The following is a 24,756-nucleotide window of genomic DNA, read 5'->3' as shown; positions in this document are numbered from 1 at the left end:
GGACGCCCACGCATCGCGTGAGCGTCCCGGCCGTCCCTCGTCGTGGCGCCCGTTCAGCGCAGGGCGGCCACGCGCAGCGCGGTGAGGTCCACCGCGACCGGCTGCTGGTCGATCAGCGTCACGGCCAGAGTCTGCTCCCCGAGCCGCACCCGGTGGGCGCCGAGCGCGCCGGGGCCCACGGCCCGCAGCGACAGGGCGGTCAGCTCCCCGCCGCTCCAGCTCATGTCGACCTCGATGCCCGGCCGGGCCCGCAGGCCCCGCACCGAGCCGTCGGCCATCAGCGGCGGCAGCGCGGGCAGCAGCTCGATCTCGCCGCGATGGCTCTGGAGCAGGCACTCGGCCAGGGCCGCGACGATGCCGAGGTTGCCGTCGATCTGGAACGGGGGATGGGCGGAGAAGAGGTTCGGGTAGAGGCCGCTGCGCTCGGTGCCGTCCTCCGCCTCGGCGGGGCGCAGGAACAGCTCGAGCAGCGCCTGCGCCCGGTCCCCGCGCCGCAGCCGCGCCCACAGGCACGCCTTCCACACCAGCGACCAGCCGGTGGCCTCGTCCCCGCGGGCCTCGTCCCCGCGGGCCTCGAGCGAGGCGATCGCGGCGCGCTCCAGGTCCTTCCCCACCGGCCCATCGCCGGGGTAGAGGAAGCCCAGGTGGGAGACGTGCCGATGGTCGGGCTCGACCTCCTCCAGGGCGTCGGTGTGCCACTCCAGCACCCGGGAGTCGGCACCGATCCGCGGGCCGGGGACCAGGTCGAGGACCGCCGCGGCGCGCTTGACCACCGGATCCTTCTGCCGCCCGAGCCGGCGCGCGGCCTCGAGCAGGTGCTGGACGTTCTCCCGCAGCAGCCAGCGGTCCATGCCGGTGCCCTCGCTGAGGGAGACCGCGGTGCCGTCGGCGGTCCGCCAGAGGTTCTCCGGGGAGGTCGAGGGGAAGGTGACCAGGTGGCCGTCGGCGCTCTCGTGCAGCAGGCACAGCGCGAAGGCGACCACCTCCCGCAGCGCCGGGAAGCGACGCTCGGCGATCGCCTCGGCGCTCTCGCCGCTGAAGGCGGCGAGGGAGTCGAGCTCCCGCTCGAGCCACAGCCCGCCCATCGGCCAGGTCGACCAGGAGGGCTCGCCGCGCACCGGCTCCGTGTACCCCCACGGATCGGAGTTGTGGTGGGCGACCCAGCCGTCGGCCCCGTAGAGGCGCCGGGCGGTGTCGCGGCCGGTGCGGCGCAGCAGCGCGACGTAGTCCTCGAGGGCCGCGGCGGCCGCGGGCACGTGGGCGACGCCCGCCGCCCAGTGGTTCATCTCCAGATTGATGTTCAGCGTGTAGTTCGAGGACCACGGCGCCTCGAGCCGGTCGTTCCACAGGCCCTGCAGGGTCGCGGGCGGCAGCCCCGGACGCGAGGAGGAGGCCAGCAGGTAGCGGCCGTACGCGAAGGCGGTGGACAGCAGCTGCGCCGGCGCGGACCCGGTCAGCTCCAGGGCGACGTCGTGGGCGCCCGGCAGCGGATGCGCGCGGTGACGACGGTGCAGCTCCTCCGCCCCGCGGGCGAGGGCGGCCTCGGCCTGCGCGGCGGCCTCCGCGAGCGCCTGGTCGGGATCGCGGTCGGGTATCTCGCCCAGGCCCTGCCAGGTGGTGACGATCGCGCACACCAGCAGCAGCCGCCCGGCCTCGCGGCGCATCCGCACCACCACGGCGGCGCGGCCGGCGCCGGTGGGCTCCCAGGCCAGCGGCTCCGTGCGGCGGAACTGGCCGGCGGGGACGTCCGACGGGGCCCGCAGCAGCAGGGTCAGCCCGTCGGCGGCGGTGAGGCGGCGCTCCTCCACCAGCGGGGAGTCGAAGTCGAGGACCGCGTCCTCGCCCTCCGCCCAGGGGGCCGTGTGGACGAGCACCTCGTCGGCGCGGCTGACGAAGGTGAGGTGCTCAGCGCCGGCGACCCGCACGACGTGCTCGCCATGGTGGAGGTCCAGGACCCGCTCGGGGACGGCCGGGCCCTCTCCGGCATCCGCGGCGGGACGCAGCACCAGGTCCCCGACGGGCAGGTAGGCCTGGGACCAGGCGGCGCCGAGCCGTTCGATCTCGGCCTGGGCCTCGGGCACCGAGCCGGCCTCGAACAGCCTGCGCGAGCGGGCGAGCGCCTCGGAGGCGTCGCGGCGCCCGGTCCGGTGCGGGTCGGCCGCGGCGGGGGAGCCGGACCAGAGCGTCGACTCGTTCAGGGAGAACCGGGCGCGGGCGGGGTCGCCCCAGACCATGGCGCCGAGCCGGCCGTTGCCGAGCGGCAGGGCCTCGAGCCAGCGGCCGGCCGCACCGTCGCGGTGCAGGAGGGAAGAGGTCACGAGAGAGGGCCTTTCGTCGGCGGCGGGAGACGAGCGGGGCGTCCTCGCTCCGCTGCGCCGTCCTCGAGCACACCGTCCGAGGACGGTGTGTCACGTTACTAGTGCCGGATGCCCGCCGCGGGCAATCGCTTGCCCGTGGTTGCCGCGAGGAGGGGAGTGCTTGCCCGCTACGGGCCGGTATGCTTGACTACAGCGGAGGAAAGCGGTTGCCGCCCGCAGGGACGCGGGACGGGATCGCCCGGACACAGGAGCAGCCACATGGCCACACGCAGGATCGGGATCATCGTCAACGGCGCCACCGGACGGATGGGGTATCGCCAGCACCTGGTGCGCTCGCTGCTGGCCATCCAGGAGCAGGGCGGCGTCGAGCTCGCCGACGGGGACCGCCTGCTGCCCGAGCTGCTGCTGGTGGGCCGCAACGAGGAGAAGCTGGCCGCGGTCGCCGCGCGCCACGGCCTGACGGACTGGACCACCGATGTCGACGAGGCGCTCGCGAGCGAGGACCACGAGATCTACTTCGACGCGCTGGTGACGAACCTGCGGGTCGCGAACCTCAAGAAGGCCATCGCGGCCGGCAAGGCCATCTACACCGAGAAGCCCACCGCGGAGAGCTTCGAGGACGCCCTGGAGCTGGCGCGGCTCGCGAAGGCGGCCGGCACCGTCAACGGCGTCGTCCACGACAAGCTCTACCTGCCCGGCCTGCTCAAGCTGCGCCGCCTGGTCGACTCCGGCTTCTTCGGCGAGGTCCTCTCCGTGCGCGGCGAGTTCGGCTACTGGGTCTACGAGGGCGACTGGCAGAGCGCCCAGCGTCCCTCCTGGAACTACCGCGCCGAGGACGGCGGCGGCATCGTCGCGGACATGTTCCCGCACTGGAACTACGTGATCGAGGAGCTCTTCGGGCGGATCGTCGACGTCTACGCCCAGACCGCCACCCACATCCCCGAGCGCTGGGAGGAGAACGGCCAGGCGTACACCGCCACCGCCGACGACGCCGCCTACGGCGTCTTCCGCCTCGAGGGCGGCGCCGTGGTGCAGATGAACTCGAGCTGGGACGTGCGCGTGCGCCGCGACGAGCTGGTGGAGTTCCAGGTCGATGGCACGCTCGGCTCCGCCGTCGTGGGTCTGCACGGCGCCTGGATCCAGCCGCGCGAGGCGACCCCGAAGCCGGTGTGGAACCCCGACGTCAAGGACGGCCACGACTACTACGCCGACTGGATCGAGGTGCCCGACAACGCCGGCCCCGACGGCTTCGACAACGGCTTCAAGGTGCAGTGGGAGGACTTCCTGCGCCACTACGTCGAGGGCCGCCCCTACCCCTACGACTTCCTCTCCGGGGCCCGCGGTGTGCGCCTGGCGGAGGCCGGTCTGGCCAGCTCCGAGGAGGGCCGCCGCATCGCCCTCGACCCGCTGACGGAGGTGTGAGCGCCTTGGAGAGCCTGCAGCTGACCCTGCTGGATGCGGACGGCTCCCTGCGCCGCATCCCGCTGCAGGAAGCCACCGGCTTCGCGCCGCCGACGGGGCCGCTGCGCTCGCGCACCGTGTACGCCGCGGTGCACGTGGTGCCCACGGTCCACGGCGACAACACCCCCGGCGCGCCGGCGGACATCGACTGGGAGGCGACCCTCGCCTTCCGCCGGGCCATGTGGTCGCGCGGCCTCGGCGTCGCCGACGCGATGGACACCGCCCAGCGCAACATGGGCCTGGATCCGGTGGCGACCCGCGAGCTGATCGCCCGCACCGCGGACGCCGCCCGCGCAGCGCTCGCCGACCCGCAGTACGCCGCCCTGTTCCCCGCGGACGCCCAGGTGCGCGACCTCGTCGTCGCCGGGGTCTCCACCGATCAGCGCAGCGAGCACGAGCTGAGCCTCGAGGAGATCGTCGAGGCGTACCGTGAGCAGCTCGCCGCCACCGAGGCCACCGGCGCCGGCGCGGTGCTGATGGCCAGCCGCCACCTCGCCCGGGTCGCGGCCTCCGCCGCCGACTACGAGCAGGTCTACCGCCGCGTGCTGGAGACCGCGCAGCAGCCGGTGGTGCTGCACTGGCTGGGCACCGCCTTCGACCCCCAGCTGGAGGGCTACTTCGGCTCCACGGACACCGCGGTCGCCGCCGAGACCCTGCTGCGGATCATCGAGGCGGACCCCGCCAAGATCCGCGGCGTGAAGATGAGCCTGCTGGACGCCGCGGCGGAGGTCGCCGTCCGCGAGCGCCTCCCCGAGGGCGTCCAGATGCTCACCGGCGACGACTTCCACTTCTCCCATCTCATCGTCGGCGACGGCACCCGCGCGGCGGCCGACGGGACCCTGGGGGCCGGGGAGTTCTCCCATGCGCTGCTGGGCGCCTTCTCGGTCACCGCCCCGGCGGCGTCGGCCGCGGTGCAGGCGCTCGACGCCGGGGACGTCGCCGAGGCGCGGCGCATCCTCGACGCCGCCGAGCAGCTGGCGGTCCACGTGTTCTCCGCGCCGACCTTCCACTACAAGACCGGCGTCGCGTTCCTGGCCTGGCTCAACGGCCACCAGCCGGCCTTCACCATGATCGCCGGCCTGCACTCCGCGCGCAGCCTCCCCCACCTCTCCCGCATCATCGAGCTGGCGGCCACCACCGGCAACCTCGAGGACCCCCAGCTCGCCGCCGAGCGCTGGCACGCGATGCTGCGCCTGGCCGGCTACGACGTCCCGAACGGAGCGAGCGCATGAACACCCCTGTCCCCGAGACCGAGGGCACCCCGCGGCTGTCGATCAACCGCTGGTCCTGCCGCACCACCGGGATCCAGGAGTTCCTCGAGGCGACCGCCGCCGCCGGCATCGAGGCGGTGGGCCTGTGGCGCCAGGACGTCGAGGAGATCGGCCGCGACGCCCTGCGCCGCCGCACCGACGACGCCGGACTGCGGGTCAGCAGCCTGTGCCGCGGCGGCTTCCTCACCGCGGCGCCGGCGGCCGAGCGCACCGCGGCACTCGACGAGAACCGGCGGGCGATCGACGAGGCCGTCGCGCTCGGCGCGCCCACCCTGGTGATGGTCGTCGGCGGCCTCAGCCGGGAGGACAAGGACGTCGTCGCCGCCCGCGGACGGGTCACCGAGGGCATTGCGGCGCTTGCCCCCTACGCGGAGTCCGCCGGCATCACCCTCTCCCTCGAGCCGATGCACCCGATGTTCGCCGCCGACCGCTCGGTGCTCTCGACCACCCACCAGGCGCTCGACATCGCCGAGCAGGTCGGCAGCCCCGCCGTCGGCGTCGTCGTGGACACCTACCACGTGTGGTGGGACCCCCAGCTCGCCGGCGCGATCCGGCGCGCGGCCGAGGCGGACCGGCTGCTGGCCTACCAGGTCTGCGACTGGAACCTGCCGCTCGCGGCCGAGCCGCTGTTCTCCCGCGGCTACATGGGGGACGGCTTCGTCGACTTCCCCGCGATCACCACGCTGATCAGGGACGCCGGCTACCGCGGCGACATCGAGGTGGAGATCTTCAACGAGGACGTCTGGGCCACGCCGGTGGCCGAGTCGATCCGGATCATCGCCGAGCGCTTCGAGCAGCTGGTGCTGCCCCACGCCTGACCGCTCAGGCGGTCTCCCGCCGCACCACCGCGGACGGGGCCACGGACCAGTCGCCGAGCTCGAGGCCGAGCGCCGAGCGGGCCGCCCGACGGCCGAAGGTCTCCGCCTCGATCCGCACGGTGGTCAGCGCCGGGCGCCACAGGGCGGCGTGACGCCCCTCGTCGAAGCCGATCACGGCGAGGTCCGCCGGGGCGCTCAGGCCGAGGTCGCTGAGGGCGGCGAGCACCCGCAGCGCGGTCTCGTCGTCGAAGCCTGCCACGGCGGAGACCTGGGGCGCCGCGGACTGGAGCGCCGAGAGCACGCCGGCCGCGCGGCGCGCATCGGCCGGGACGACGATCTCCCTCGGGGCCGGCAGGCCGAGGCGCTCGGCCGCGGCGAGGGCGTACCGGTGACGAGCGGTGCGGACCCGGTCCGGCTGCACCCGCTCGGGCAGCGCCAGTGCGAGGTGCCGGTGGCCGCGGTCGACGAGGTGCTCGAGCTGGGTGCGGGAGTGCGCCGCCAGGCCGTCGACCCAGCCGCCGTCGGCCGCCTCCTCCTGGGCATAGGCGCCGACCAGGTCGAGCACCGCGTGCGGGCGCAGACCGGCCAGGGCCCGGTCCAGGTCCTCGTCCGGACCTGCCGGCGCCCCCTCAACCGCATGGACCACGAGGGCGTGGTCGAGCGACGCCAGTTCCTCCCGCATCCCTCGTACGAAGCCGTGCAGGCTGCTGCCGCCGTCGGTGCGATCCACCCGCAGGACGACCACGCGGCTGGAGCCTTCGCGCAGTGCGCGCGCCAGGCCGTGGGGGGCGTATCCGAGCCGATCGGCGACCGCCTCGACCCGCTGTCGGGTGGCCGCCGAGATGGTCTGCCCCGCCGTCCGGTTCAGCACGAAGCTGACCGTGGCCGGCGAGACCCCGCTGGCCGCGGCCACGTCCTTGAGCGTCACGCGACGATCGGTCATCGGCCCTCCCTCCGGCACCTCGCAGGGTACTCTGGGACACGCGGCCACTAATTCGATTTAGTGACCTCCATCAGCGTCTCAACGAGGAGAGTCATCATGCGTTCCGTTCATGTCACCGGCGTCGACACCGTCGACTGGGTCGAGGTCGCGACCCCCACCTGCGGACCGACCGACGTCCTGCTGGCCATGAAGGCCTGCGGCATCTGCGGGTCCGATGCGATGTACGCCCGGTACGGCGGCATCCCACCCCGCCAGGGAGCGACCCCGCTCGGCCACGAGCCCGCCGCGGAGGTCGTCGAGGTGGGCGCCGAGGTCGAGGGCATCATGGTCGGCGACCACGTCGTCATCGACACCATGGCCTTCACCGACGGACTGCTCGGCTCCGGGGGTGCCCAGGGCGCGCTCTCCGAGCTCGTCCTGGTCCAGGATGCCGAGCTCGGGCGTCAGCTCAAGGTGATCCCTGCGCACGTCCCCTGGGAGGTCGCCGCGCTGAACGAGCCGATGGCCGTCGCCTATCACGGGGTCAACCGCACCAACCCGCAGGAGGGGGACAAGGTCGTCGTCTTCGGGGCCGGCCCGATCGGCCTCGGGGCCGTGCTCGGCTATCGGCGTCGCGGTGCCTCCCACATCGTCGTCGTGGACCTGCAGCCCGGTCGGCTCGAGACGGCCCTGGCGGTCGGCGCGGACGCCGTCATCGACTCCTCGCAGGAGGACGTCGCCGCCCGGCTGGTCGAGCTGCACGGCGACGCGTCCAGCCCCCTGGTGAGCGGCATGCGCCCCGGGACGGACATCTACCTCGATGCCGCCGGCGCCGCGGTGGTGCCGCAGTCGGTGACGCAGATGGCCAAGCACGGAGCGACCCTGGGGATCGTCGCGGTCCACCACCAGCCGGTCGAGCTGGACTTCGGCGCCATCCTCACCACCGAGCTGAACCTGGTGTGGTCGATGGGCTATCCGACCGAGATCTTCGAGGTCACCGAGGACCTCGTCGAGAACTGGGAGAAGTACGCGCTGATCGTCAGCGACACCGTGCCCTTCGACCGGGCCCTCGACGCCCTCGAGCTCGCCCGCACCCCGGGGGCCGCGGACAAGGTCGTGGTCACCTTCGAGTGATCCGGTGCCCGGCGCGCGCGTCGGCGCCGGGCTCGTCCCACACCTTCGCCACCAGGAACGGCGGCAGGCTGAGGCCGATGGCGATGGTCAGCGGCGCGAGCAGCCACAGCGGCGAGACCGCGACGATGACCGCCGGGACCGCGAGTGCGCGCAGCGGCCGGGTGAGCACGAGCATCAGCGCTGCCCGGGCCACGGTGCCCCGCGCGGCGGTGGGCTCCGCTCTCGCACCGACCACCACATAGGCGCTGAGGAAGGCCACGGCCAGCCAGGTCGGCGGCAGGGCCATGCCCACCAGCAGCACCCGGGTGCCGCCGGCGGCGAGGTCGGTGAGGATCAGGGCGTTGCCCACGCCGACGGCCAGCATCGCCCACAGCGCCAGCGACGCCGCCCAGTCCCGGCGCAGCAGGCGGGCGCCGTGGCGCAGCGTCTCGCGGAAGGCGCGGTCGGCGTGGAGGTGCAGGTCCACGGTGGTGCGGGTGGCGGCGATCAGGGCGGGCACCGTCCCCACCACGGTCAGAGCCAGCAGCAGCGCCGCCCAGTTGGCGGCGAAGAACGCCGCCGGGATGCTCAGCGCCCGCACCAGCCGGCTGGGGTACTGGGCGCCGATGTCGGGGCGGACAGGCCGCTCGGCCCCGGCATCGGATGCCGGGGCCGGACGGGTCATGGCCGCCTCACTTGATGCCGGAGCTGACGAAGCCATTGACGAAGTACTTCTGGAAGATGGCGAACAGGATGATCATGGGCACGGCGGCGATCGTGGTGCCGGCCATGAGCAGGTGGAAGTCGGTCCCGGCCTCCTGCCGGAACACGGACAGTCCCAGCTGGATCACGCGCAGCCGCTCCGAGGTGGTCACCAGCAGCGGCCACAGGAAGTTGTTCCATCCCTGCTCGAAGGAGAGCAGGGCCACGGTCAGCAGACCCGGCTTGATCAGCGGGGTGATGATCCGCGCCCAGATCCCCAGCTCGCCCACGCCGTCGATGCGGGCGGCCTCGATGAGCTCGGTGGGGGCGGCGACGTAGAACTGGCGGAACAGGAAGATGTTGAAGGCGCTGATCGCGCCCGGCACCACCAGTCCCCACCAGGTGTCGATCCAGCCGCTGCCGCCCTGACCGAGGATGTCGTTCCCACCGAACAGGGGCATGAAGCGCACGATGAGGAACTGCGGGATGACCGTCGCGTAGAACGGGATCATCATCGAGGCCAGGAAGGCGCCGAAGATCCACGGGGCGAGGGGGAACCGCAGCTTCGCGATGGCGTAGCCGCAGGCGGAGCCGAAGATCAGCGTCGCGATGGTCTGCAACGCCGCGAGCAGGAAGCTGTTGCGGGCGTAGATCGCGAACGGCGCCGCGTTGAAGGCCTCGAGGTAGTTGCCCCAGGCCCAGGTCTCCGGGATCAGGCTCATGCTGGGGTCGGCGAGCTCCTGCGGGGTCCGCACCGAGGTGAGGAACATCCAGATGAACGGCGCTGCCATCAGCAGCGAGACGAGCGTGAGCAGCACGTACAGCACGATCACGCTGGTGCGCCGCTGCCGGCTGCGGCTCGGGGCGCGCAGGCGGCGGCTGCGGCGGTCGCCGAGCACGCTGTGCTCCGGATCCTCCGCGGCCTTCTGCTGCAGAGCGTTGAGATCAGTCATTGTCCGTCCCTCCCACGAGCTTGCGCGAGATGATCGTCAGCACCACCAGCATCAGCAGCAGGATGACCGACTGCGCGGTGGCGAGCCCCATCCGGAACTGCTGGAAGGCGGTCTGGTAGATCTCGTAGGTGATCACCGTGGTGGAGTTCGCGGGGCCGCCGGCGGTGAGGTTGTAGATCAGGTCGAAGGTCTGGAAGTTCCCGATCACCGAGGTGACCAGCACGAAGAACGTGGCCGGTCGCAGCATCGGCACGGTGATGTGCCGGAACTTCGAGACCATCCCGGCGCCGTCGATGTCCGCGGCCTCGTAGAGGTCCTTCGAGATGCCCTGGAGCGAGGCCAGGTAGATGAGCATCTTCAGGCCGATGCCCTGCCATATGGTCACGATCAGGACGGACATCAGCGAGGTGTTCGTGCTGGTCAGCCAGGCGACGTTCTCGATCCCGAACAGGGACAGGGCCATGTTGGCCAGGCCGTTGTCGGTGGGGGCGTAGATCCACAGCCAGATCATCGCCACCGCGACCGTCGCGGTGACGTGGGGCAGGAAGACGAGGGTGCGGAAGATGCCCTCGCCCTTGAGTCCCTGGTTCAGCATGATCGCCAGGATCAGCGCGATCAGCATCGAGATCGGGATGCCGGCCACGGCCAGGATCAGGTTGTGCGAGATCGCCTTCCAGAAGATGTCGTCCCGGAAGATCTCCAGGTAGTTCTGGATCCCGATGAACTCGGGCCGACGGATCATGTCGTAGGAGGTGAAGGAGAGCGCGATCGCCGCGATCACCGGGATGCCGGTCCACAGGGCGATGTGGAAGGTGGCCGGGAGGGCGAGGAGCAGGCCCCAGCGCTTCTCGGCGCGGCGGGGGCTGGTGCGTCGGCGGGCGGACCCCCGCCCGCTGCTGGTGGCAGCGGACGGGGACGGAGCCGTCTGGGCTGTGGTCATGAGGAAGCCTCCGAGGTCGGGACGCGGGGGTGCGTCTCCGGGCGGGCGGTCACAGTCGCGAGATGGCGTCGTCCGCCGTCTGCTTGAGCCGCGCGATGGTCTCCGCGGGGGTCTGGCTGCCGGTCACGGCGGCTTCGATCTCGGGGTTGAGGGCGCCGCGCAGCTCCATCCAGGCCGGGCTGCCGCCCTCGGTGCCGCCCGCGTAGTCGAGGTTCTCGCTGACGAAGGAGATGAAGCGGTTCTCCGCGAGCACCGGGTCCTCGGGGAGGGTGTTCACCGCCGGGACGCGGCCGCCGTGCACCGCGGCGACGGCGAGGTTCTCGGGCGTGTAGAGGTGCTTGACGAAGCGCTCGGCGAGCTCGGGATCCCGGGCACGCTCGCCGATGCTGACCAGGGTGCCGCCCAGGAACAGGACGGGGTCGTTGCCCTCCGCACCCGGGAGCAGGTCGATGGACATCGCCTCCTCGGTGACCATGTCCCCGGTCTGCTCGTAGAGGTCCGGCCAGATCCCGCTGCCGGCGAGCTCGAAGATAACCTTGCCCTGCTGCCACGGACGCGGCTGGCCCTCGGCGGCGCGCAGGTCGAAGTTGGTCGATCCGTCGTCGATCAGGGCGATCATGTAGTCCAGCGCCGCCTCGCCGCTGCCGTCGTCGAAGGCGACCGCCGAGCCGTCCTCGGTGAACAGGGACCCGCCGAAGCACGAGACCAGATGCACCCAGGTCTGGCGGATGTTGTTGGAGTACAGGTCCAGCGGGGATTCGACGCCGCCGCCCTGGGCCTCCTTGAGCATCTCGCGGAACTCCTCGAGGGTGGCGGGCACCTCGGTGATCCCGCGCTCCTCCATGAGGGTCCGGTTGCCGATGATCATGCGACCGTCCATCTGGTACGGCAGCGCGTGCAGCGCGCCGTCGTACCGGCACATGTCCAGCAGCTTCTCGTGGATGTCGAGTCCCTCGAGGATGCTGTCGTCCAGCGCCGCGAAGACGCCCTTGTGGGCGAACGGCGGGATCCAGCCGACGCCGGACATGAAGATGTCGGTGGCCATGCCGCCAGCGATCGAGGTGGTCAGCTTCTCGTTCAGGCGGTCCCAGGGGGTGTAGTCGACCGTGAGGGAGAGGTCGCCCTCGAAGGAGCCGGCAATGGTCTCCTCGAGGGTCTTCTTGCCCTCGGAGTCCTCGAAGATCGGGGTCAGGACCGACAGCTCGCCGCCGGCGTCACCGCCGGCGTCGCTGCCCCCGCCGCCTCCGCCGTCCGAGCCGCAGGCGGCCGCGCCGCCGAGCACTGCGGCGGCGCCGCCGGCTGCGAAGAGAGTCCGTCGTGAAAGCGTCATGGTCTTTCCTTCCTCAGGGGCCGCCCGCCGTCGGGGGCCGTCTTCCAGGTGTCGGGGAGAGCGTGGAATGCGCTTGACCGCCTCGTGGCCGACGGGCATCGTCGGACAGGAGCGGAGGCGCGCGGTGCGGGCCGGGGCCCCGCAGGCGCTCCTGCGGGGATTCCCCTCTCGCGTCGCTGCCGGGAGGGGAGGGTCTTCGGTCCTCGACGTCCGGTCGAGTGGCTCATTGGTACTCCGGTTGCCGGGGGAGGGCGATCGGTTGCCACGGTTTGCCCCGCCGTGACCGTTCTGTGACGCTCATTACCCTTCGGTAGCGTTTGCGCAGCTGACGCGGTCGCGGGCGGCGGGATCGTCGCGAGCGGGATGGTCGAGGCCGGCGGTCCCATCGGCCCATCCGGGCGGCAGGTGGCAACTGCTCATCGACCGGCTGCGGATCACGGCGGCTCCGGACGGACTCCGCAGGCGGCATCCAGCGCTGTCATTCCGCACCGCTCACGGGGCGCGGTGCTCAGAAGATCCGTTCGAAGATCACGTAGGTGCCGTCGCCCGGGTCTAGGCAGATGGCCAGGTGATCGTTGCCCTCCGGGGTGACCGCCCCCGGAGCCTCCGGGGAGCGGCACCGCAGGTCCTCCAGCTCCGCGTCCGTCCAGGGCGCAGCGGCCGACTCGACGATGTCCCGCACGATGATGGGCTCGACGTCGGAGACGCTCGAGGTGTAGTCGGTGGGATCCCAGTGACCAGCTGCGCTCGAGGCGTCCAGAGACAGGACGTACACCGCGTCGCGCTCACCATGGGGCCCATGCTCCGAGCTGTGGTGCTCCTCGAGCACCGCGGAGGCGGGGAGCTCGAGATCCCAGGTGTCGGCCATGATCCGGAGATCACCGGAGGGCTCGGCGATCACGGCCGGCGCCTCACAGGCGGTCAGGGCGCAGGTCCCGAGGACGAGGCAGGCGACGGTCGCTGCTGCGCGGCGCGACGCCGAGGCCCCAGTGGGGGACCGCTGCGCCCGCCCGATCCGCAGGGCGCTCATGAGAACTTCGGCCAGGTCGACGGATTCGCGGTGATCCACTGCGTGGCGATCCGGCCCTCGGGATCGACGGCCACGTGGACCACGCCGGAGGGCTGGACCACATAGGCCGTCGTGGTCGCCGCGTGGGGGCCCGCCGGGACCGTGAACTGGGCGGTCAGAGCGGTGACGGAGAACTCGAAGAATCCGTCGTAGGCCAGATGCTCCGTGAGGATCCCCGGCGAGAGGACCCTCCAGGTGCCGTCCGACGTGACGCCCGCCGGAGCGGCGAAGGGGCATCCCTCCGGCTGCGGGGAAGCGCTCTTCTCGCACTTCTCGAGCACGGCGCTCAGCTGCCGGCGGATCTCCGTCCTCCCGGCCGCGGTGACCTCGAAGGTGACCTCGACCGGCGGGCTGACCCATCCCTCGAGCACCGGGGGCAGCGTGGCCCTCACCCTGCGAGCGGTCACGGCATCGCTCCTCGCCTGCGCTCGCAGCTCGTAGCTCCCCGGCAGGACGCGGAGGGCGATGGAGCCGGTGCCGAAGGCCCCGAGCGGGCGGGCCCCCTCGGGGATCGGCAGGACCTGGCCGTTCACCTGCATCTCCTCACTGCCCACGGGGATCTCGAGGCTGAGGATGGGCAGCGTGACGGGCAGGAGCTCCCAGCTCGAGCGCGACAGCAGGCCCCCGCTGCGCCGGTGCAGCTCGAGGGAGGTCTCGAGGGAGTCGGCTGCGGTGCTCAGGGTGGCCACGATGCGGGCATGGTCGCCGTCGATCTCGATCGCGCCGATCGAGAAGCGCTCCACCCGGTCGTCCGCGGCCCGCACCACCTCATCGGTCAGCGCGATGTCCAGTGCCCCGTCGGCGGCATCGAGGTGCTCGCGAACGGTGGCGGTGTCGCCGTCGACCACGGCCTGCAGGAAGTCCTCGCCGACGTCGCGCGGGGACCGGCCGCCGACCAGCAGCGGCGGGACCAGCAGCACCAGCGCCAGGATCGCGACGACGGCGCCGGCGAGCATGAGGGGCCGGGGCCGGGGCCGGGTCGCCTCGAGCGGGGCTCGCGCAGGGCGGGATCCCCGGCTGTCCGGCGCCGGGAGGTCGGCGTCGGTCCAGCCCGTGGGGATGGTGCGGCCGAGCTCGGCCGACTGACGACTGCGCCTCATCGTGCCCCCGATCCGCAGCATCGCGTGAGGGAAGAATATCTCGCACCGCACGACGCCGACCGTCTGCCCGGCCCGATCCGGTCCTCCCCGGACGCGCCGACCCACGGAGCCGACCGGGCGGCAGGCACCGAAACCGGGAGGCGTGCCTAGACTCATCCGGTCGGCCACCCGGCCGCAGGCAGGCCCGGCCCCGCACCCGACGGGCCACGGGCGATGCCGGGACGCGTGAGGGGATGATCGTGGCGCAGCATGCGGAACTGGAGTGGCGCCTGCGGTGGGCCGCCGTGCGGTACCGCTTCGCCGAGAGCCTCTTCCTGCTGCCGTCGCTGGTGATGCTGGGCGGGATCCTGCTGGCGATCGGGGCCACGGCCGTCGACGACCGCATCGGTCATGACGCGAGTGTGCCGCTGACGCTGGCGATGAGCAGCAACGCGGCCACCTGGCTGCTGTCCACCGTGGCGGGGGCGATGATCACCACCGTCGGGGTGGTCTTCTCGCTCACCGTGGTGAGCCTGCAGCTGGCGAGCTCCCAGTTCTCCCCGCGGGTCATGCGCTCGTTCATCAGGGACCGCCTCAGCCAGGGCGTCATCGGACTGCTGGTGGGGACGTTCTTCTACTGCGTGCTGGTCCTGCCCAACCTCAGCGGCGAGGCGACCGACCCCGCCCCGCGGGTGTCGCTGACGATCGCCGTCGTGCTGACCCTGGTGACCGTGATCGGGATCATCGTGCATCTGGACCATCTCGCCCACGGGCTGCAGGTCGGCAACGTCGTGCGGGGGATCGCGGAGGAGGGCCAGGCCGTCATCCGGACCCTCGACCGCACACCGGAGGCCCTGCGCGCGGTGGCCGTGGAGGACTACCCCGCCGCCCCGGAGGCGTCCGCCGTGCCCTCCGTGAGGAGCGGGTGGGTGAGCCAGGTGGACGTGACGCGACTCTTCGAAGCGATGCCGGAGCAGACGACGGTGCGCATGGAGACCCGGGTGGGCGCCTACATCCACGCCGGGGAGCCGCTGTTCCTGGTCTGGCCGTCACCACCCCCGCGCAGCATCCACCACCTCGCCGGGGCGATCGAGGTCTCCAACATGCGCACCATGCAGCAGGATGCCGACTTCGCCCTCCGGCAGCTCGTCGACATCGGGCTGCGTGCGCTCAGCCCGGCGGTCAACGACCCCACCACCGCCGTCGAGGTGGTCCTGCGGCTGGGCAGCCTGCTGCGCACCATGCTCGTCGCCCCGCTCGCCGCACCGGCACTGGAGGACGGAGCGGGCCGGGTCCTCGTCCAGCCGTGGGCCCTGGAGCACGACGAGTACGTCGCCCACGCCTTCGACCAGATCCGGCAGAGCTGTCAGGACCAGCCGGAGGTCGTCGCCGCCACGCTGCGCGTGCTGCGCATGCTGGTCGCCCATGTCGAGGCCGAGGGGCACCCGGAGCGGGCGGAACCGCTCCGGCGCCAGATGCGGCTGCTCCTGGAGGCGCTGCCCGACCAGCCCGGCCTCCATCCCGAGGATCTACGGCGATTGCAGGCGCTCCGGGCGGAGCAGACGGACCCCGCCGACCACAGCCACCATCGCAGCCGGTAGGTCGTCGCGCCGCGCTCGAGGGTGATCACACCGCCGCGGGCGCGTCCCGCAGCGCCGCGGACGCGAGGCGGGCCTCGGCCAGGACGGCCTTCAGGGCGCCCGTCGGGAACGGGCCGACGGTGACCTCCTCGCCGTCGCTGGTGCAGGTGATCCAGGTGCCCGCGCCGTCCGAGCTGATCGTGAGCGCGTCGCCATCGGGGTCGGTGAGCTCGGCGACGTTCATGAGGCGGGTCTCCAGTGGGTAGATCATGCGGTCTCCTGCTGCGGGGGGCAGGCAGGCGGGAGCAGAACGCGAGGGCGTCGCCGTGAGGCGGCGGAAGGAGGGGCTGGGAACCGATCCGGCAGGCGTGCCGGGCGGGACACTGCTCCCCCGTAGCGCCATTCCACTACCGCTCCCTCAAGTCATCCGGTGGGGACGAAGGAGTATCAGCGCAAGGTTTCGCGCAGATGCACGACACCCGTCTTGAGGTTCTTCCCAGCGTGCCCGAAGGGCGCTAGTTTCGGGATGAGGCCGTGGTCGCCGAGACCAGGGGCCTCGGGGCGCATGACTCCCCGCCACCGGCCGCCGATCACCCTCGAGGACGACGATGACCGAGCAGAACGACCACGACCGCAGCGACAGCTCCCCGCTCGCGCGAGGGGTCGCCGTCGGACTGGCGCTGGGGCCCGCGCTCGGCGTCGTGATCGGACTGGTCCTGTTCGACGACCTGGCGCTCGGCATCGCCGTCGGCATGGCACTGGGTGTCGCCCTCGGCGCGGCGCTGGGCTCGTATCGGGCACGCGGCGACGCTGCGGACCCGTCCGGCGGACCGTCCGTCGACGACCGCTAGGACGACGGTCCGGGGCGCTGATCGAGGATCATCGCGACGAGCACGTCGCGGGACTCGTCGGCGATCCTCGCCAGGCGGTCCGGTCGCCGGGCCAGGGCCCAGCGGACGAGGTCGAGGGCGTGGACGGCGGTGAGCTCGCGGAGGACGGGTTCGGCCTCGGCGCGGGTGAGCCCCGCGCCGTCCAGTGCATGGTCCCAGGCGGCGGCGCTGACGGGCGACTGCCGGTCCTCCATCCGATGCCAGCGGAAGACGCGCGCGAGATCGCCCCACATCACCGGTCCGGTCGTGGCCGCACCCCAGTCGATGACGGTGTACACGTCCCCATGACGCAGAAGGTTGCGATGCGCCGTATCGCCGTGGACCAGGCCCTGGGGCAGCGTCCGCGCCGCCAGCGATGCCACGAGCTCCCGCAGCTCGCTCTGTCGCGAACGCGGGTAGATGCCGAGGGGGAGCAGGGGGTCGTCGGGTCCGAGCGCATCGAGGTTGTAGGCGAGGTGCTGCTCCCAGGCGCGATCCAGGTCGCGGCCGAACCGTGTGAACGCGGCATCGGGGGCGTCATGGGTCGAGATGCCGCGCAGTGCGCCGGTGAACTCCCCGAGGGCCGTCCAGCCGCGGAGGTCGTCCGCGGCGGCAGGGACTCCGGACACGTACGAGACCAACAGGTACGACAGTCCCTCCAGCCACCCCCGTTCGATGAGCCGGGACGTCCGCAGGCCGGCGCGAGCCGCGGCGCGCAGGCACCATGCCTCGACGTCGAACGGATCCTCGGAGCGTCCGGGGTCCCGCGCGAACCTCACGACGATGTCGTCGTGGGCGCTCCGCACCCGCACGACGTGGTTCTCGTTCCCGCCGGGCAGGGCCTCTGCGTGGTCGGCGCCGATGCCCAGGGAGCGGGCGATCTGCACCGCTCGGGCGATCTCATCCATGGTCGGGGACCAGGTCACGGCGAGCGGGTCTTCGCGTCGTCACGGCCTCTCAGTCGCCGACGGCGGTGAGCGCGGTGGACTCGCGCAGCAGCACGTCGCCGCGCACATGCACCTCGCGCGGCTTCTCGGCGGCGGCAGCGGCGGCGTCCTCGTCCTCCGCGGCGTCCGGCAGCGCCCACTCGACGGCGAGCTTGGCCATGTCGTGCAGGGGCAGGGCGATGGTGGTGAGCGTCGGGTGCGCATCGGATCCGTCCGGCACCCCGCCGAAGCCCGCCACGGCCACCTGCTCGGGCACGGCGATACCGCGGCGGCGCAGCTCGCCGAGTGCGCCGAGGGCCATCACGTCGGCCGGGGCGAAGACGCACAGCGGCAGTCGGGCATCCGCCGTCGTCACCGCCAGGTGCTCCTGGACCCTCGCAGCGAGCTGATGGCCGCCGGCGCGGGTCAGCCCCGCCTCGACGTCGAGCTCGGGCTCGATGCCCGCTTCGGTGAGGGCCGCGATGAAGCCGCCGGTGCGGTCCGCGGCCGAGGGGATCCCCGCGATGCCCTGCACCACGGCGAAGCGGCGGTGCCCGGCGACGATCAGTGAGGTCGCGAGCTCATGGGCGGCCGCGGCGTTGTCGGGGACGATCGTGCGACCCACGCCCAGGGACTGCCCCAGCCCCACGACCGTCCCGCCGTTGGCCTCGAAGTTCTCCAGCAGGACGCCGATCGCGGTGTCGGACTCGGTGCCGTAGCGGTGGGATCCCACCAGGACCAGGGCGTCGACCTGCTGCGCGATCAGGGAGCGCAGCGCCCGCACCTCGGTGTCGATCGCACGGTCGGTCTGGGTGAGCAGCACCTGGGCGCGGGAGGCGAAGACCTGCTGCTGGACCTCGCGGGCGATCGTCGCGAAATAGGGATCGGCGATGTCGTGCACCACCAGCCCGATGAGGCCCGAGCGGGACCGCGCCAGCGCCTGCGCCTGCGCATTGGCGACGTAGCCGAGCTTCGCGGCGGAGGCCTGGACCTTCTCGGTCACGGCCTTCCCGGGCACCCGGGAGGAGCCGTTGAGCACGCGGGAGGCGGTGGCCAGGGAGACCCCGGCGTCCTGGGCGACGTCGCTGAGGCGCACGGCGGGCATATGGGCTCCTAGGTCCGGAGGGAGGCTGGGAAACGCTGTCCCGATGCGGTCAGCATAACGAGGTGATCGGCTCGGGGCGGCGGGAAGGGCAGGGTCAGGCGGTCAGGTCCCGCCGCGAGCCGTCGACGGGGTACCGCGGCGCCTCGCCGGCGTCGAGGCGGCGGATCTCTTCGAGCGCCGCCTCGCCCATCCGGTGCAGCTCGTTGCCCTGGGAGCCGGCGATGTGCGGGGTGATCGTGGCCAGCGGCGCGTCCCACAGCGGGTCGTCGTCGGCGAGGTCGTCGTGCACGTCGAGCACCGCGGCCAAGCGGCCGGAGACCACCTCGTCGCGCAGCGCAGCGAGGTCCACCAGCGCCGGGCGGGCGGTGTTGAGGAAGGTGGTGCCGTCGCGCATCAGGGCGAGCAGCTCGCGGGTGACCATGCCGCGGGTGGAGGGGACGTCCGGGGCGTGCAGGCTCACCACGTCGCTGCGGGCGTACAGCTCCTCGGGCTCGACCTTGCTCGCGCCCAGCTCAGCGATCTGCTCGGCCTCGGCGTAGGGATCGGTGACCAGCACCTCGAGGTCGAAGCGGCGCAGGTGCTCGGCGACCAGGGTGCCGATGCGGGAGGCCCCGATGAGGCCGACGACCGCCCCGTAGTTCCCGATCCCCGCGGCGGAGGCGGAGGCGGGGCGCGGCCGGCGCTCGCGCCGGTAGCGCTCCTCCTGCGCGAGGGACCGCTTGCCGGCCAGCAGGATCTGGGCGAGCGTGAACTCGGCGACGGGCACCGCGTTCGCCTCGGTCGCTGAGGTCACCAGCACGTCGCCCCGCTCCCAGACGGCATCGGTGGCGACGTGGCGCACGGTGCCGGCGGTGTGGACGATCGCCCGCAGGCGGGGGAGCCGGGCCAGGGCGGTCGCGTCGACGGGTCCGGAGCCCCAGCCCGTGATCAGCACCTCCACCTCCCGCGGCGCGGCGTCGGAGGCGTCGGCGAGATCGGGCACCGGGCGGGCGGTGTCCACGTCGGCCAGGTCGCGCAGGCGCTCCAGCTGCGCGGCGTCGAACATCCGGTGCTGCAGCCCGGCGGGCATGGCCAGCAGCGCTCTCATCGGGCGGACTCCTCGCCGGCGGTGATCAGGCTGCGCAGCGTGTCCGCCTCGCGGCGCAGCAGGTCGGGGTCGTCCTCGGGCACGAACTCCAGCAGGGCGTCGCGGTCATCGCCCTGCGCGGCGAGGATCATGAAGGCCTCGCGCCACAGCTCGGCGCGCTCGGACAGCGGGCGGCGACGGTTGGCCGGCCACCACGAGAAGACGTGGATGCTCGAGGCGTGGGGAAGGATCCGGCGCAGGGTCTGCAGCGCCTCCGGTGCGGGCATGTCCTGGTGCGGCTGCCAGTAGGAGCGCACGGTGGGACGGTCGATCTCCTCCAGCAGGCGCAGGGTCGAGCCGATCTCGTCGGTCAGGGTGCGGCCGTGGAACTCCAGGCCCACCTCGATGCCGGAAGCGGCCGCGCGGTCCGCGAACTCCCGGATCCGGCCGGCGATCCGCGCTCGGTCCGCCGCCGGGACCTCGGCCGAGCCCCTGCGGCCGGCCCAGACCCGGATCCGCGGCGCCGACAGCGCCCGGGCGGAGGCGAGCACGGCCTCACCCTCGGCGCGGACCTCCTGATCGGGACCCTCGAAGCGCAGGTAGGACCCATAGGAGGCGACGCTGAGCCCTGCCTGCACGGTGAGCTCGCGGGCCTGCCGGGCGGCGGACTCGTCCCCCGGGGGGACGTGCGCATCACCGGCCCACTCGATGCACTCGAGGCCGGCGGCCGCCGCATGGCCCACGACGCTCGGGACGTCGAGGCCGCGGAAGGTGACGGAGCAGAGTCCGGGACGGAGCATGGAGCGGGTCCTTCCGAGCAATGAATGGAAAGCGGTTCCCAACGCTCACGGTACCCCACCCGGGGCGAGCTCCCGGTCGCCGCGCCGACCCGCGCCGGGGACGGCAGCAGCCCGGGACCGAGGGGTTTCGGGTTGCTGCCGTGGGTGCGGCCGGCCGAGCGGTCCCGGCCGAGCGGTGCCGGCCGGTGGGCTCAGTCGCGGCCCAGCAGCGTACCCATCGGGACGAAGTCGGAGAACTCCGCGTCCAGTGAGGAGCCGCGGGGCGCGCGCTCCTGCCCGGGCTGGTCCTCGGCCTCGTCGGCCGCCGCGGCGGCCTCGCCGAGACCGGAGCGCAGCATGGTCGCCAGCTCTGCGGCGGCCCGGCGCACGCGCGCGGTCAGCGGCTGCTCGTCGGCCTGCCCCTCGGTGTCCGCGCCGAAGTCGGAGGAGGCGGCGAACACGGCCGTGGGCACCACCTCGGACCTGAGGTAGCCGAACAGCGGGCGGATCGCGTAGTCGATCGCCAGGGAGTGGCGCGCGGTGCCCGCGGTCGCCCCCAGCAGCACCGGCTTGCGCGCCCAGAGCTCCACGTCCAGCGCGTCGAAGAACATCTTGAACAGGCCCGAGGCGCCGACGTTGAAGATCGGGGTGACCGCGATGACGGCGTCGGCCGCCCGGATCTGCTCGACCACCATCGCCAGGCGCTCGCCGGGGAAGCGGGTCAGCAGCGCATCGGTGATGTCGTGGGCGTACTCCCGCAGCTCGATCGTGCGCACCTCGACCTCGACCTCGCTGCCGTCCCGGCCCAGCGCCGCCGCGGACTCGCGGGTGAGCTGGTCGGTGAGCATCCGGGTCGAGCTGGGGGTGGACAGGCCGGCCGAGAGGGCGAGAAGGCGGACGGTGGTGGTCATCGCAGCTGCTCCTGTCCCTGCTTGTCCTCGGCGCGCAGCCCGGTCCAGTTGTCGCCGGTCTCGAACCGGTAGGCGTCGTCGAAGGCGCCGTGCTCGGCCTCGGCCGCCGCCACCCGGGCGGCGTGGGTGGGGCCCTCGGGCACGTCGGCCGGCTTGCGGGCCGCGAGCTCCTTGCGCAGGACCGGGACCACCTCGGTGCCCAGCAGCTCGATCTGCTCCAGCACGGTCTTCGCCGGCAGCCCGGCGTGGTCCATGAGGAACATCTGGCGCTGGTAGTCGCCGACGTGGTCGGCCATGGTCAGGTAGCGCTCGATCACTTGCTGCGGGGAGCCGACGGTCAGCGGGGTGGCGCGGGTGAAGTCCTCCAGGGAGGGGCCGCCGCCGTAGACCGGTGCGCTGTCGAAGTAGGGGCGGAACTCGGTGATCGCGTCCTGGCTGTTCTTCCGCATGAACGCCTGGCCGCCGAGGCCCACGTAGGCTTGGTGGGCCCTGCCGTGGCCGTAGTGCTCGTAGCGCTCGCGGTAGAGCTGGACCATCTGCTGGGTGTGGCTCATGGGCCAGAAGATGTTGTTGTGCAGGAAGCCGTCGCCGTAGTAGGCGGCCTGCTCGGCGATCTGCGGGGAGCGGATCGAGCCGTGCCAGACGAAGGGGGCGACGCCGTCGAGCGGGCGCGGGGTGGAGGTGAACTGCTGCAGCGGGGTGCGGAAGCTGCCCTCCCAGTCCACGACGTCCTCGGTCCAGAGTCGGCGCAGCAGCTCGTAGTTCTCGACCGCGAGCTCGATGCCCTTGCGGATGTCCTGCCCGAACCAGGGGTAGACGGGTCCGGTGTTGCCGCGCCCCATCACCAGGTCCACGCGACCTCCGGTGAGGTGCTGCAGCATCGCGTAGTCCTCGGCGATCTTCACCGGGTCGTTGGTGGTGATCAGCGTGGTCGCGGTGGACAGGATGATCTGCTCGGTCTGGGCGCCGATGTAGGCCAGCGTGGTGGTGGGGGAGGAGGTCACGAACGGCGGGTTGTGGTGCTCGCCGATCGCGAAGACGTCCAGGCCCACCTGCTCGGCGAGCTTCGCCTGGTCGACCATGGACTTCAGGCGCTGGTTCTCGGTGGGCACCGCGCCGGTGGTGGGATCGCGGGTGATGTCGGCGATGGTGAAGATTCCGAACTGCATGGCGGGTGGCTCTCCTCGTACTCGGCTTGGGGCCCGGGCGGGGCGGCGGTGGTGCGTGCGGCCCGTTCGCGGGTGATGGTTCAATATTAAAGTATCGGCAGGGAGTTGGCAACCGGGTCGTGACGGCGGTCGCCTGAGCGCGGGCCGATCGGCGTCCGATCGGTGTCCGGTCGGCGTCCGGTCGGTGTCCGAGCGCCTCGCGCCCACCGTCCGGCCGGCACCGTCTTTCGGGCCCGCCGGGGCGATCGCGGGTGGCAGGATGGCGTGCCATGAGCCGAACGAGCATCGAGACCCTGCTGGACGCGACCCGCCTGAGCTCGCTGATGACCACCGACGGGGGCCGGATCCTCGCGAAGGTGTCGCGGCCCGATGCGGAGGGCACCGCTTACCGCAGCGCGCTCGTCGAGATCGACGGCGACCGCCTCCTGCCGCTCACCCGCGGCCAGGCCTCCGTCGGCGCCGTCGCCGCCGCCGAGGACGGCACCACCTTCTTCACCGCCAAGCGGGTGGGGGAGGACGGCGCGGAGGCCGAGCACGCGCAGCTGTGGGCGCTGCCCGCGCGCGGCGAGGCTCGTGAGCTGGCCTCCCGCCCCGGCGGCTTCGGCGATCTGCGGGTGGCCGGCACGCAGCTGATCGTCGAGCTCGAGGTGCACTCGCAGGCCGGCGACGAGGCCGAGCACGCGAAGCTCTCCCAGCAGCGCTCGAGCGCCAAGGTCACCGCCGCGCTCCACGCGGGCTTCCCCACCCGCTACTGGGACCACGACCTCGGTCCCTCCCGGCCCGTGCTCGCCGTTGCGACCCTGCCCGAGAACGTGGCGACCGCCGAGCCGACCGCCGCTGCCGAGCCCGCCGCGCCCGCCGGTGATGCCGGGACCAGCGGCGGCGCGGAGCAGGCGGCCGACGAGGGCCCGCGCCCGCAGGTGCTGCACTTCCGGCATCTGGAGATGCCGCCCGGCCGCCTGGTGGACTGGAGCGTGGACCGTCAGGGCACCCGCGCCCTGGTCGCGATGGCCGACTCCCGCGGCGAGCTGCTCGCCTCCCGGGACCTCCACCTGCTGGACCTGACCGGGCAGCAGCCGCCCCGGCTGCTGCGCGAGGCGACCGCCGAGGTCGAGCACGAGCCCGGCGCCTTCAGCCCCGACGGCACCCGCGCGCTGATCGGCCGGGAGCGGACCTGGACCCAGGAGCAGACCCTCGCCAGCTCCGTCGAGGTGCTCGACCCGGCCACCGGCACCTCGGCGCCGCTGTGGCCCGAGCTGGACCGCTGGGTCTCCCCGGTCTGGCTGGACGGCACCACCCTCGTGGCCGCGAGCGACGACCACGGGCGCGGTGCCGTGTGGATCGGCGGGATCGACGAGCCCGCCCCGCGGCTGCTGGCGGGAGGGCCCACTCAGGAGCTCGCCTTCGCCGACGTCTCCGTCGCGGGCGGCGCCGTGATCGCCTCGGCCTCCGGCATCGCCGTGGCCCCGCATCCGGTGCGCATCGACCCGGCCGACGGCACCGTCCGGCCGCTCGCGAACCCGGCCGAGGCGGTGGAGCAGGCCGGCACCCTCACCGAGGTCACCGCCACCGCCGCGGACGGCACCGCGCTGCGGGCCTGGCTGCGTCTGCCCGAGGGGGAGGGCCCGCACCCGCTGGTGGCCTTCGCCCACGGCGGCCCCTGGAGCTCCTGGAACGCCTGGACCTACCGCTGGAACCCGGGGCCGTTCGTCGACGCCGGCTATGCGGTGCTGCTGCCGGACCCGGCGATCTCCACCGGCTACGGCCAGGCGATGATCGACCGCGGCCAGCACGAGCTGGGCGGCGCCCCGTTCACCGACATCATGGCTCTGACCGACCGGGCGATCGCGCGCGAGGACATCGACGCCGAGTCCACCGCCTTCGCGGGCGGCTCCTACGGCGGTTACATGGCCAACTGGGTGGCCGGGCGCACCGGGGACCGCTTCCGCTGCATCATCACCCACGCCTCGCTGTGGGACACCGAGACGATGGGCCACACCACCGACAACGCCGGCTGGGAGCGGCCGATGCGCGGACAGAACACGCAGTACAACCCACAGCGGCACGTCGGCGACATCGTGGCGCCGATGCTGGTGATCCACGGCGACAAGGACTACCGGGTGCCGATCGCCCAGGGCCATGCCCTCTGGTACGACCTGCACGCCTTCTCCGCCACCCCCCGGGACGCGGAGGGCCGCACGCAGCACCGCTACCTCTACTTCCCCGACGAGGGGCACTGGATCCAGGGCCGCGGCAATGCGCAGGTCTGGTACGAGACCTTCCTGGGCTTCCTCGACGAGCACGTGCGCGGCGAGGACTGGACGGCGCCGGCGACCCTCGGCTGAGGCGTCGCGCCGCCGACCAGCATGCCGCGA

At 72.8% G+C, this 24,756-nt stretch carries 22 protein-coding genes; 7 read left to right on the top strand and 15 right to left on the bottom strand.

Annotation, left to right across the window (positions count from 1 at the left end; genetic code table 11):
- Positions 1-53: 53 nt before the first annotated feature.
- The gene (locus ACOJUI_RS15525) at positions 54-2,318 is read right to left on the bottom strand and encodes a glycosyl hydrolase family 95 catalytic domain-containing protein (RefSeq protein ID WP_422115831.1); all 2,265 of its coding nucleotides are present in this window, start codon (positions 2,316-2,318) and stop codon (positions 54-56) included.
- 258 nt (positions 2,319-2,576) lie between these two features.
- Between ACOJUI_RS15525 and ACOJUI_RS15520 the strand changes: the two genes are divergently transcribed.
- The 3 genes from ACOJUI_RS15520 to ACOJUI_RS15510 are packed head-to-tail and all read left to right on the top strand — an operon-like array spanning position 2,577 to position 5,868.
- Positions 2,577-3,740, top strand: a complete 1,164-nt coding sequence (locus ACOJUI_RS15520; protein WP_422115830.1) for a Gfo/Idh/MocA family protein — start codon at positions 2,577-2,579, stop codon at positions 3,738-3,740.
- Between the two features lie 5 nt (positions 3,741-3,745).
- The gene (locus tag ACOJUI_RS15515; protein ID WP_422117683.1) at positions 3,746-5,011 is read left to right on the top strand and encodes a DUF993 family protein; all 1,266 of its coding nucleotides are present in this window, start codon (positions 3,746-3,748) and stop codon (positions 5,009-5,011) included.
- Positions 5,008-5,868, top strand: a complete 861-nt coding sequence (locus ACOJUI_RS15510) for a sugar phosphate isomerase/epimerase family protein (protein WP_422115829.1) — start codon at positions 5,008-5,010, stop codon at positions 5,866-5,868. Before ACOJUI_RS15515 ends, ACOJUI_RS15510 begins: the two co-directional genes overlap by 4 nt.
- Positions 5,869-5,872: 4 nt before the next feature.
- Here the strand turns inward: ACOJUI_RS15510 and ACOJUI_RS15505 are convergent, their stop codons facing one another.
- Positions 5,873-6,811: a LacI family DNA-binding transcriptional regulator gene (locus ACOJUI_RS15505; RefSeq protein ID WP_422115828.1), complete on the bottom strand. Its 939-nt coding sequence runs from the start codon at positions 6,809-6,811 to the stop codon at positions 5,873-5,875.
- 96 nt (positions 6,812-6,907) lie between these two features.
- Between ACOJUI_RS15505 and ACOJUI_RS15500 the strand changes: the two genes are divergently transcribed.
- The gene (locus ACOJUI_RS15500) at positions 6,908-7,924 is read left to right on the top strand and encodes a zinc-dependent alcohol dehydrogenase (RefSeq protein ID WP_422115827.1); all 1,017 of its coding nucleotides are present in this window, start codon (positions 6,908-6,910) and stop codon (positions 7,922-7,924) included.
- Here ACOJUI_RS15500 and ACOJUI_RS15495 read toward each other — a convergent pair.
- The 6 genes from ACOJUI_RS15495 to ACOJUI_RS15470 all read right to left on the bottom strand — a co-directional run bounded on the left by ACOJUI_RS15495 (position 7,911) and on the right by ACOJUI_RS15470 (position 13,997).
- Positions 7,911-8,588, bottom strand: a complete 678-nt coding sequence (locus ACOJUI_RS15495) for a hypothetical protein (RefSeq protein ID WP_422115826.1) — start codon at positions 8,586-8,588, stop codon at positions 7,911-7,913. The two genes, ACOJUI_RS15500 and ACOJUI_RS15495, sit on opposite strands and share 14 nt — an antisense overlap.
- Positions 8,589-8,595: 7 nt before the next feature.
- Positions 8,596-9,558 carry a carbohydrate ABC transporter permease gene (locus ACOJUI_RS15490; RefSeq protein WP_422115825.1) on the bottom strand — a complete coding sequence of 321 codons (963 nt, stop codon included), beginning with the start codon at positions 9,556-9,558 and terminating at the stop codon, positions 8,596-8,598.
- A complete protein-coding gene (locus ACOJUI_RS15485; protein ID WP_422115824.1) occupies positions 9,551-10,498 on the bottom strand; it encodes a carbohydrate ABC transporter permease in 948 nt (315 codons plus the stop codon). Before ACOJUI_RS15485 ends, ACOJUI_RS15490 begins: the two co-directional genes overlap by 8 nt.
- A gap of 49 nt (positions 10,499-10,547) precedes the next feature.
- Positions 10,548-11,828: an extracellular solute-binding protein gene (locus tag ACOJUI_RS15480; RefSeq protein WP_422115823.1), complete on the bottom strand. Its 1,281-nt coding sequence runs from the start codon at positions 11,826-11,828 to the stop codon at positions 10,548-10,550.
- A gap of 508 nt (positions 11,829-12,336) precedes the next feature.
- Positions 12,337-12,729: a hypothetical protein gene (locus tag ACOJUI_RS15475; protein WP_422115822.1), complete on the bottom strand. Its 393-nt coding sequence runs from the start codon at positions 12,727-12,729 to the stop codon at positions 12,337-12,339.
- Positions 12,730-12,854: 125 nt separating this feature from the next.
- Positions 12,855-13,997 carry a hypothetical protein gene (locus tag ACOJUI_RS15470; RefSeq protein ID WP_422115821.1) on the bottom strand — a complete coding sequence of 381 codons (1,143 nt, stop codon included), beginning with the start codon at positions 13,995-13,997 and terminating at the stop codon, positions 12,855-12,857.
- A gap of 239 nt (positions 13,998-14,236) precedes the next feature.
- Here ACOJUI_RS15470 and ACOJUI_RS15465 point away from each other — a divergent pair, with 239 nt between their 5' ends.
- Positions 14,237-15,577, top strand: coding sequence for a DUF2254 domain-containing protein (locus ACOJUI_RS15465; RefSeq protein ID WP_422115820.1), 1,341 nt, complete (start codon positions 14,237-14,239; stop codon positions 15,575-15,577).
- Between the two features lie 25 nt (positions 15,578-15,602).
- Here ACOJUI_RS15465 and ACOJUI_RS15460 read toward each other — a convergent pair whose 3' ends face one another.
- A complete protein-coding gene (locus ACOJUI_RS15460; RefSeq protein WP_422115819.1) occupies positions 15,603-15,827 on the bottom strand; it encodes a hypothetical protein in 225 nt (74 codons plus the stop codon).
- Between the two features lie 337 nt (positions 15,828-16,164).
- On the opposite strand from ACOJUI_RS15460, the gene ACOJUI_RS15455 reads away from it, so the two are divergent.
- Entirely contained in the window at positions 16,165-16,407 is a 243-nt protein-coding gene (locus tag ACOJUI_RS15455; protein ID WP_422115818.1) for a hypothetical protein, read from the top strand.
- Here ACOJUI_RS15455 and ACOJUI_RS15450 read toward each other — a convergent pair.
- From ACOJUI_RS15450 to ACOJUI_RS15425, 6 genes are all read right to left on the bottom strand, one after another.
- The gene (locus tag ACOJUI_RS15450) at positions 16,404-17,351 is read right to left on the bottom strand and encodes an aminoglycoside phosphotransferase family protein (protein ID WP_422115817.1); all 948 of its coding nucleotides are present in this window, start codon (positions 17,349-17,351) and stop codon (positions 16,404-16,406) included. The two genes, ACOJUI_RS15455 and ACOJUI_RS15450, sit on opposite strands and share 4 nt — an antisense overlap.
- A 31-nt stretch (positions 17,352-17,382) precedes the next feature.
- A complete protein-coding gene (locus ACOJUI_RS15445) occupies positions 17,383-18,456 on the bottom strand; it encodes a LacI family DNA-binding transcriptional regulator (protein ID WP_422115816.1) in 1,074 nt (357 codons plus the stop codon).
- 94 nt (positions 18,457-18,550) lie between these two features.
- Positions 18,551-19,543 (bottom strand): hydroxyacid dehydrogenase, encoded by a 993-nt coding sequence (locus ACOJUI_RS15440; protein WP_422115815.1) that lies wholly within the window; start codon positions 19,541-19,543, stop codon positions 18,551-18,553.
- Entirely contained in the window at positions 19,540-20,322 is a 783-nt protein-coding gene (locus tag ACOJUI_RS15435) for a sugar phosphate isomerase/epimerase family protein (protein ID WP_422115814.1), read from the bottom strand. Before ACOJUI_RS15435 ends, ACOJUI_RS15440 begins: the two co-directional genes overlap by 4 nt.
- Before the next feature lie 191 nt (positions 20,323-20,513).
- Positions 20,514-21,212 (bottom strand): CE1759 family FMN reductase, encoded by a 699-nt coding sequence (locus tag ACOJUI_RS15430; RefSeq protein ID WP_422115813.1) that lies wholly within the window; start codon positions 21,210-21,212, stop codon positions 20,514-20,516.
- Entirely contained in the window at positions 21,209-22,381 is a 1,173-nt protein-coding gene (locus ACOJUI_RS15425; RefSeq protein ID WP_422115812.1) for an LLM class flavin-dependent oxidoreductase, read from the bottom strand. The genes ACOJUI_RS15430 and ACOJUI_RS15425 overlap by 4 nt, the downstream gene beginning before the upstream one ends.
- Positions 22,382-22,650: 269 nt before the next feature.
- On the opposite strand from ACOJUI_RS15425, the gene ACOJUI_RS15420 reads away from it, so the two are divergent.
- A complete protein-coding gene (locus tag ACOJUI_RS15420) occupies positions 22,651-24,726 on the top strand; it encodes a S9 family peptidase (protein ID WP_422115811.1) in 2,076 nt (691 codons plus the stop codon).
- Positions 24,727-24,756: the final 30 nt, after the last annotated feature.

The organism is Brachybacterium sp. UNK5269, from assembly GCF_049266655.1.
Lineage (GTDB): Bacteria > Actinomycetota > Actinomycetes > Actinomycetales > Dermabacteraceae > Brachybacterium.
The sequence above is the reverse complement of the archived record's forward strand: the minus strand, read 5'-3'. Positions and strand labels throughout refer to the sequence as shown.

Bases quoted from the DNA above. Each gene is read 5' to 3' on its own strand.
- ACOJUI_RS15440 (WP_422115815.1), bottom strand. From the start codon at position 19,543: ATGAGAGCGCTGCTGGCCATGCCCGCCGGGCTGCAGCACCGGATGTTC.
- ACOJUI_RS15500 (WP_422115827.1), top strand. From the start codon at position 6,908: ATGCGTTCCGTTCATGTCACCGGCGTCGACACCGTCGACTGGGTCGAG.
- ACOJUI_RS15445 (WP_422115816.1), bottom strand. From the start codon at position 18,456: ATGCCCGCCGTGCGCCTCAGCGACGTCGCCCAGGACGCCGGGGTCTCC.
- ACOJUI_RS15460 (WP_422115819.1), bottom strand. From the start codon at position 15,827: ATGATCTACCCACTGGAGACCCGCCTCATGAACGTCGCCGAGCTCACC.
- ACOJUI_RS15485 (WP_422115824.1), bottom strand. From the start codon at position 10,498: ATGACCACAGCCCAGACGGCTCCGTCCCCGTCCGCTGCCACCAGCAGC.
- ACOJUI_RS15430 (WP_422115813.1), bottom strand. From the start codon at position 21,212: ATGACCACCACCGTCCGCCTTCTCGCCCTCTCGGCCGGCCTGTCCACC.
- ACOJUI_RS15505 (WP_422115828.1), bottom strand. From the start codon at position 6,811: ATGACCGATCGTCGCGTGACGCTCAAGGACGTGGCCGCGGCCAGCGGG.
- ACOJUI_RS15425 (WP_422115812.1), bottom strand. From the start codon at position 22,381: ATGCAGTTCGGAATCTTCACCATCGCCGACATCACCCGCGATCCCACC.
- ACOJUI_RS15435 (WP_422115814.1), bottom strand. From the start codon at position 20,322: ATGCTCCGTCCCGGACTCTGCTCCGTCACCTTCCGCGGCCTCGACGTC.
- ACOJUI_RS15510 (WP_422115829.1), top strand. From the start codon at position 5,008: ATGAACACCCCTGTCCCCGAGACCGAGGGCACCCCGCGGCTGTCGATC.
- ACOJUI_RS15480 (WP_422115823.1), bottom strand. From the start codon at position 11,828: ATGACGCTTTCACGACGGACTCTCTTCGCAGCCGGCGGCGCCGCCGCA.
- ACOJUI_RS15420 (WP_422115811.1), top strand. From the start codon at position 22,651: ATGAGCCGAACGAGCATCGAGACCCTGCTGGACGCGACCCGCCTGAGC.
- ACOJUI_RS15495 (WP_422115826.1), bottom strand. From the start codon at position 8,588: ATGACCCGTCCGGCCCCGGCATCCGATGCCGGGGCCGAGCGGCCTGTC.
- ACOJUI_RS15520 (WP_422115830.1), top strand. From the start codon at position 2,577: ATGGCCACACGCAGGATCGGGATCATCGTCAACGGCGCCACCGGACGG.
- ACOJUI_RS15470 (WP_422115821.1), bottom strand. From the start codon at position 13,997: ATGAGGCGCAGTCGTCAGTCGGCCGAGCTCGGCCGCACCATCCCCACG.
- ACOJUI_RS15455 (WP_422115818.1), top strand. From the start codon at position 16,165: ATGACCGAGCAGAACGACCACGACCGCAGCGACAGCTCCCCGCTCGCG.
- ACOJUI_RS15490 (WP_422115825.1), bottom strand. From the start codon at position 9,558: ATGACTGATCTCAACGCTCTGCAGCAGAAGGCCGCGGAGGATCCGGAG.